We start from the raw sequence: 1,166 nt of genomic DNA, 5'->3' as shown, positions 1-1,166 counted from the left end.
TTTCCTCCCGGCGATCCCACCTACCCTCGCCCCGCCACCGGTGTCCACTGCGCCACCGGTGTCCACTGCGCCACCGGTGTCCACTGCGCCACCGGTGTCCACTGCGCCACCGGCACCCACCAGCACGGCGCCCACGGGCACGGACCGCACACCGGAAAGTCCCACCGCCCAGCCCACCGGCGACGTCTACCCGGAGGACACCCCGCGGGCGCACACCGATGCGCGCAGCTGGCTGCCGGTGGAACTGCTCGGTGCCGGACTCACCGCCGCTGGACTGCTCTGGCTGCTGCGCCGCCGCCGGCTACGCCGCCAGCTCGCCGCCGACCTCGGGGACCTCCCCCCGCACCCCACCCCCGCCGCCGCCGGTGCCGAAGCCGCCGCTGGCGGCGGCGCCGACCTCGACGGCGCCGAGTTCCTTCACCTCGCGCTGCTCCTGCTCGCCGCCACCGCCGAACACACCGGCGATGACCTGCCCGACCTGCACACCGCCTACCTGTCCGCGGCCACCCTCGACCTGCACTTCGCCGCCCCCACGTCGCTGACCCCTCCCCCGCCCTACACCGCGCTCACCGGCACCCACTGGCAGCTGCCCCGCGCCGTCGACGCGCGCACCCTCGACCCCGACGGCACCCTGGCCGACGCCACCATCGCCCCCTACCCCGGCCTCACCCTCCTCGGCTACACCACCCCCACCGCCGCCGCGGCGGACGGCCGGGTCGCGATCCTCATCGACCTCGAACACGTCCGCTCCGTCCACCTACGCGGCGCCCCCGAACGCACCGACGCGGTCCTACGTTTCGCCGCCCTCGGCCTGCTCACCAGCGGCTGGGCCACCTACCTCCAGCTGACCGTCGCAGGCCTGCCCGAACCCCTCACCGACGCCGCCCCCGACCGCGCCGAGACCGTCGACGACCTCGACAGCCCGCTGACGGTCCTCGAAACCCAGCACGCCAGCCAGCTCGCCCGCCTGCAACGCGGCGGCGCACCCACCCTCACCGCCCGCATCACCGGCGCCGGCCCCGCCCCCCACCTGCTCCTCGTCGCCACCGAGCCGGCCAGCGCGGCGCAGGCCGACCGGCTCGCGGACCTGGCCTACCCCGGCCCCCGCACCGGCATCGGCATCCTCAGCGCCACCGCCCTCCCTTACCCGGGGCTGACCATCGACG

At 76.1% G+C, this 1,166-nt stretch carries 1 protein-coding gene; it reads left to right on the top strand.

What is annotated here, in order from left to right; genetic code table 11:
• Positions 1-94: 94 nt before the first annotated feature.
• The coding region (locus BBK14_RS15460) for a hypothetical protein (protein ID WP_198541297.1) at positions 95-1,166 on the top strand (1,072 nt) is incomplete at its 3' end.

It is taken from the genome of Parafrankia soli, from assembly GCF_001854695.1.
Taxonomy (GTDB): Bacteria; Actinomycetota; Actinomycetes; order Frankiales; family Frankiaceae; genus Parafrankia; species Parafrankia soli.
Note: the sequence above shows the minus strand (reverse complement) of the source record. Positions and strands in the feature narration are given on the sequence as shown.